This is a genomic window from Streptomyces otsuchiensis (genome assembly GCF_004305975.1).
GTDB classification, from domain to species: Bacteria; Actinomycetota; Actinomycetes; order Streptomycetales; family Streptomycetaceae; genus Streptomyces; species Streptomyces otsuchiensis.
The window spans coordinates 1-5,215 of sequence record NZ_BHZI01000348.1; the positions used below are offsets into that span (position 1 = coordinate 1).

General features: G+C 76.5%; 5 protein-coding genes. 1 reads left to right on the forward strand and 4 read right to left on the reverse strand.

Features of this window, described 5'->3' with window-relative positions; translation table 11 throughout:
* A partial coding sequence (locus E0D90_RS23275) for a lactonase family protein (RefSeq protein ID WP_130799960.1) occupies positions 1–791 on the forward strand: 791 nt, incomplete at its 5' end.
* Positions 792–1,002: 211 nt separating this feature from the next.
* Here the strand turns inward: E0D90_RS23275 and E0D90_RS23280 are convergent.
* From E0D90_RS23280 to E0D90_RS23295, 4 genes are all read right to left on the reverse strand, one after another.
* A complete protein-coding gene (locus E0D90_RS23280; protein ID WP_103500432.1) occupies positions 1,003–1,878 on the reverse strand; it encodes a sirohydrochlorin chelatase in 876 nt (291 codons plus the stop codon).
* 308 nt (positions 1,879–2,186) lie between these two features.
* The gene (locus tag E0D90_RS23285; RefSeq protein ID WP_227870431.1) at positions 2,187–3,194 is read right to left on the reverse strand and encodes an N-acetylglucosamine kinase; all 1,008 of its coding nucleotides are present in this window, start codon (positions 3,192–3,194) and stop codon (positions 2,187–2,189) included.
* Positions 3,191–3,868 carry a uracil-DNA glycosylase gene (locus tag E0D90_RS23290; RefSeq protein WP_130799961.1) on the reverse strand — a complete coding sequence of 226 codons (678 nt, stop codon included), beginning with the start codon at positions 3,866–3,868 and terminating at the stop codon, positions 3,191–3,193. Before E0D90_RS23290 ends, E0D90_RS23285 begins: the two co-directional genes overlap by 4 nt.
* A gap of 114 nt (positions 3,869–3,982) precedes the next feature.
* Positions 3,983–5,116 carry a WD40/YVTN/BNR-like repeat-containing protein gene (locus E0D90_RS23295; protein WP_130799962.1) on the reverse strand — a complete coding sequence of 378 codons (1,134 nt, stop codon included), beginning with the start codon at positions 5,114–5,116 and terminating at the stop codon, positions 3,983–3,985.
* Between the last annotated feature and the right edge of the window lie 99 nt (positions 5,117–5,215).

Below are 5,215 nucleotides of genomic sequence, written 5' to 3' on the forward strand. Positions count from 1 at the left end.
CCCCGGTTCCCGTGGCGGGCGCCGCCCCCACCCACCTCGCCGTCACCGGCCGCCGGATCTACACCGCCAACTACACCTCGGGCAGCGTCAGCGGGGTCGGGCTGGCCGGCGGAACCGTCGCGCGCGGCCCGGCCACGGTCGTGCCGCACCACGGCTCCGGCCCGGTGACGGAGCGGCAGGAGGGGCCGCACGCGCACGGCGTCACCCTCTCGCCGGACGGGGCATGGCTGCTCTGCGCCGACCTCGGTACCGACTCGGTGTGGATCCACGCCGTCGATCCCGCCGACGGCACCCACCGGCCCCACGGCGAACTGCGGCTGCGGCCCGGCACCGGCCCGCGTCATCTGGTCTTCCACCCCGCCGGGCACACCGTCTACGTGGTCAACGAACTCGATCCCACCGTCACCGCCTGCCACTGGGACGGCGAGAGCGGCACCCTGACGGTGGCCGGGGAGACTCCGCTGCCCACTGTCGCCGACGGCGACAACTACCCCTCCGGCCTCGCGGTCACGCCCGACGGCACCCGCCTGTACGTCGCGGTGCGCGGCGCCGACCACATCGCCGTCCTGGACCTCGGCCCCGACGGTGCGGCGGCCGTGCTGGGCGCCGTGGAATGCGGGGGCCACTGGCCGCGCGGTATCGCGCTCGACGCGGACGGCACCCGGCTGTACGTCGCCAACGAGCGGTCCGGCGACGTCAGCTGGTTCGCCCTGGACCAGCCCGGCGGGCTGCCGCGCCGGCTGGGCTCCCTGACGCTCCCCGCACCCACCTGCGTGGTCATCGGCCGCTGAGCGCCCCCACCGGCAACCGAGCACGGGGAAGCGCGCCGCACACCGGCGCGCTCCGTACCGCGCGCGCCGTGCGGGGCCCTCGGGCGCCCCACGCGCGAACAGCCCGGCCCCACACGCGAAAGGCCGGCCCCCGCACAGTGCGGGGGCGGCCTTTCGCACGGCGGGTGCGGGGCGGGGTGCGGCCGTCCCCGTGAAGGGGCGCCGCGGATGGTCAGTGGGCGGGGGCGCTCTGCGGCTGGATACCCAGACGGCCCGTGTAGGCCGCCAGCACCAGCTTGCCCACCGAGGCGTAGGCGCCCAGCGGCTCCGCGGTGGCACATCCCGCCTCCTGGGCGGCGGCCTCCAGCAGACCCTCCGGAACCTCCGGGCCGATCAGGCACGGCGCCAGGGCCAGCTGCTGCGAGCCGGACTCCAGAAGCTGCCGGGCGGCGGCCGCCACCGCGCCCTCGGTGTCCAGACCAGCGGTCAGCACCGGGACGGCCAGGCGCGCGGAGAGCAGCATGCCGGTGATCCCGGCCGCCTGCTCGGCCTCCTCGCCACCGACCGTCACCAGGATGATGCCGTCGGCGGCGGTGGCGACGGTGAACAGCCGCGCCCGGTCGGCACGGGCGAGACCGGCCTCCGACAGCCGCACGTGCACGGCCTCGGCGAGCAGCGGGTGCGGACCGAGGACATCGCTGAGCGCGGCGCCCGACCCGCTGTTCAGCACGGCCTGGCGCAGGGTGCGCAGCTGCACGCTGTCGGGGCCGGCGAGGAGCGGCACCACGACGGCCGGCGGCTCGTCCGGTGACTCGACCCGGCCCGCGCTGACCTCGGTCAGTACGTCCTGGAGGGCCGGGAACTCCTCACCGCCGCCCTCGGTGAACGCCACGCGTGCGTGCAGACCCGGCAGGTCCGCGCGCGCGATGCTCACCACCTCGTCGGCGAGGCCGCGGGTCTCCGCGGTAGGAGTCCCGGGGACGGCCAGCACGAGGACCGGAGCGCCCTCGGGGGCGGACACCGGTTCCGGCCGGCGGTGACGTCCCGACTGGCGGGGACGCGGCATTCGTACGGGCAGGCCCGATCCTGGCCCAGTGGAGGAGCTCATGTGGTCGCATGTTAATGCCTTGGTGTGCTCGCATGTTCGGCTGGGGGCGGGCTCCGACGGTGCTGTACCTCTTTGTCCGTCGATGTCCGCTCACTGGTGGGAGTGAGCCGCCCCGTAGTGCGCCCCCTTCGTCGCGGTGCGTCACGAACTCGTGGGGAGCGCATGAGGCGCCGGCCCGCGCCCTGATCGCCCGCGCCCGAGTGCGGGGATGCCGTACGCGGCACGCACGCTCGCGCGCGGAACGGCGGCACGCGCCGCCCCGGGGCGCCGCGCGGCCCGAGTCACGCGACCGCACACCGGACGCGGGGTCAGAGCACCCGCAGCAGCGCGGAGTCCGTGGGAAGCCGCAGCCGCCCGGCCGCCAGCCGCGCCGCCACCAGCAGCGCGCCGTCCAGCGGCCCGCCCGCCGCCGGAACCAGCCGGTACTCCGGGAGCAGCCTCGCGAGATGGGCGTGCAGCGGGTCCAGCAGCGGCGCGCCGATGTGCAGCAGGCCGCCGGTCAACGCCACCGCCGGGGGCTGCGCCGCCCCACCGGGGGCCGGGCAGGCGGCCGCGGCGGTCTCCGCGATGTGGCGCCCCGCCTCCGCCAGGATCGCGGCCGCCACGGCGTCGCCGTCCACCGCGCACCCGGCGACCGACGGCGCGAACGACGCCAGCACCGCGGGGCGGTCGGTGCGCGGGTACAGGGCCCCGGGCAGTTCGCCCGCCGGGCCGAAGCGCTCGCTCGCCGCCGCCAGCAGCGAGCGGGAGCCTCCCGCCCTGCCGTCGTGGGCGCGCATCGCTGCCTCCAGACCGGCCCGGCCGATCCAGGCGCCACTGCCGCAGTCACCCAGCAGATGGCCCCAGCCGTCCACCCGGCGCCAGCTCTCCAGGTCCGTGCCGAGCGCGATCATCCCGGTTCCCGCGGCGACCACGGCGCCGGGCGTCTCGCCGAGCGCACCCGCGTAACCGGTCACCGCGTCCGCCGCCAGCGCCAGCCGCAGCGGCCCGAACCGGCCGGCCAGCGCGGCCGGGAGCCTGCTCCGCAGACCGGAGCCCAGCGTCGCCATTCCTGCCGCGCCCACGCAGACCGCGGTCACCCGGGCGGTCCCCGGCTGCTGCCCCCCGGCGGACTCCGCCCGCTCCAGCAGCCCGTCGACCGCCGGCAGCAACTGGTCCAGCAGATGCCCGGCGTCGATACCCTCGGACCCGGTCCGCACCGGCGTCCGGGAGACGAACTCCGCCGCACGCGCCGGGAATCCGTCCACCCCGGCGGGGGCCACCGCCGCCCGGAGCCCCGAACCGCCCGAGTCGACGCCCAGCACCCAGTCCGTCACGGCAGCCGCCAGTCGACCGGCGCCGCGCCCTGCTCCGACAGCAGGGCGTTGGCGCGGCTGAACGGGCGGGACCCGAAGAAGCCGCGGTCCGCCGACATCGGGGAGGGGTGAGCCGACTCCACCGACGGCACCCGGCCCAGCAGCGGACGGGCGTTGCGCGCGTCGCGGCCCCACAGGATCGCCACCATCGGGGTGCCGCGCGCGGCCAGCGCCCGGATCGCCTGCTCGGTGACCTCCTCCCAGCCCTTGCCGCGGTGGGCGGCCGGGCGGCGCGGAGCGGTGGTCAGCGCCCGGTTGAGCAGCAGGACGCCCTGGCGTGTCCACGGGGTGAGGTCCCCGTTGGCGGGACGGGGCGCCCCGATGTCGGAGTGCAGTTCGCGGAAGATGTTCTCCAGGCTGCCCGGGAGCGGGCGCACCTCGGGCGCCACGGAGAAGCTGAGCCCGACGGCGTGCCCCGGGGTCGGATACGGGTCCTGACCGACGATCAGCACCCGCACCTCCTCGAACGGCTGCTGGAAGGCGCGCAGCACGTTCTGTCCCGACGGGAGGTAGGTGCGCCCGGCGGCGACCTCCGCCCGCAGGAAGTCACCCATCGCTGCGATCCGGTCCGCGACCGGTTCGAGGGCCTTGGCCCAGCCCGATTCGACGATCTCGTTCAACGGTCGCGCTGCCACGGTCGGTCACCCTACTGGCCCACCCCGGGGGTAGCTCAAACGGGCACCGCCCAGCGGACGCACGCCCCCGGCCCGCGCGCCCGGCGTGCGCGTCAAACCGGACGCCGGCGGCGGTCAGTCGCTCACCACGGCGCGCACGCACAGGACGTCCGGGAGGTGGCTCGCCAGCAGCCGCCAGCTGTCGCCGTCGTCCGCGCTGCCGTACAACTCGCCGTTCCTGGTGCCGAAGTACACGCCGGCCGGGTCGGCGTCGTCGGTGGTGAGCGCGTCGCGCAGCACCGTGCCGAAGTGCGGGCCGGAGGGCAGGCCCGCCGTCAGCGGCTGCCAGCTGACCCCCGCGTCCTCGGTCCGGTACACGCGGCAGCGCCGTCCGGCCGGAACACGGTCGTAGTCCGCGTTCAGCGGGAAGACGTAGGCGACCGACCCGCGGTGCGGATGGGCCACCACCGGGAAGCCGAAGTCCGAGGGCAGGCCGGCGCCGATGTCCTGCCAGGTCGAGCCGGCGTCGTCGCTGCGGTACACGCCCCAGTGGTTCTGCAGATAGAGGCGGTCCGGGCGCTCCGCGTCCCGCGCGACCTTGTGCACGCACTGGCCGTGCGGCGGATAGGGTTCCGGCGCGAAGACGACCTGGACGCCGTCGTTGGAGGGGAACCAGCTCGCCCCGGAGTCGGCGGAGCGGTAGACGCCGCCGGCGGAGACCGCCACCGTCAGCTCACCGGGCCGTTCGCCGGGCGCCCTGAGCACCGTGTGCAGCCCCAGGCCGCCGCCCCCGGGCTCCCAGCTGGGACGGGTCGGGTGGTCCCACAGCGGGCGCACCAGCTCGAAGCTCTCGCCGCCGTCCTCCGAGCGGAAGAGCGCGGCCGGTTCCGTACCGGCGTAGACGACGCCGGCTTCCTCCGGGCCGCCCGGCCGCAGCTGCCACAGCCGCTCCAGCGAGGTTCCGGTGTCCTCGGGGAACCGCACGGCGGGCGCGGGCGGCTCCTGCCAGCTCGCGCCGAAGTCGTCGGAGCGGAAGACGGAGGGCCCCCAGTGGTTGTTGTCCGCGCCGGCCAGCAGCCGCGGGCCGCCCGCCGGGCGGGTGTCGATGGCGACGGCGTAGACGGCCTGCTCCGGGAAGTACGGGCCCTCCAGCTCCCAGTCGCCCTCACCGCGCCGGGCGAACGGACGGCGGGCCAGGAACAGTCCCTTGCGGGTGCCGACGGCGAGCAGGACCCGGCCGGTCCGGGTGGGGGAGAGGGGGCTGGCCATGGCGTGCACCTCCGCTGCGGTTCACCTGCGGATCAGTGTGCACCCGGCGGCCGGAGTCCGCGCGTCGCGGCGAACGGCCGCATCGCCCCGCCCCCCTGC